The following is a 234-nucleotide window of genomic DNA, read 5'->3' as shown; positions in this document are numbered from 1 at the left end:
GATAGGTGCCGATCAGGCGGTTCATGCCGAGCAGATGCGGCTCGACCTGCTTGAGCAGTTCATCCATGGAGATGCCCTCAGGCAGGGCGGTGGGCTTGTCCAGCGCCAGCACCCAGAAATAGTACTGGTGCAGGCCATGCCCTTCCGGCGGCATCGGGCCGCCATAGCCGTTGCGATTGAAGTCGTTGCGCCCCCGGGTGCCCGCGGCGGTGGCCTCCTTCAACGAACTGATCG

Annotated in this window: 1 protein-coding gene; it reads right to left on the bottom strand. The window is 64.5% G+C overall.

All coding sequences use genetic code 11. The annotated features are described in order from the left end of the window. The coding region (locus tag CVH10_RS24610) for a YbhB/YbcL family Raf kinase inhibitor-like protein (RefSeq protein ID WP_219925125.1) at window positions 1-234 on the bottom strand (234 nt) is incomplete at both ends.

Source organism: Halomonas sp. ND22Bw, from assembly GCF_003011945.1.
In the GTDB taxonomy this organism is placed as follows: domain Bacteria; phylum Pseudomonadota; class Gammaproteobacteria; order Pseudomonadales; family Halomonadaceae; genus Halomonas; species Halomonas halophila.
Note: the sequence above shows the minus strand (reverse complement) of the source record. Positions and strands in the feature narration are given on the sequence as shown.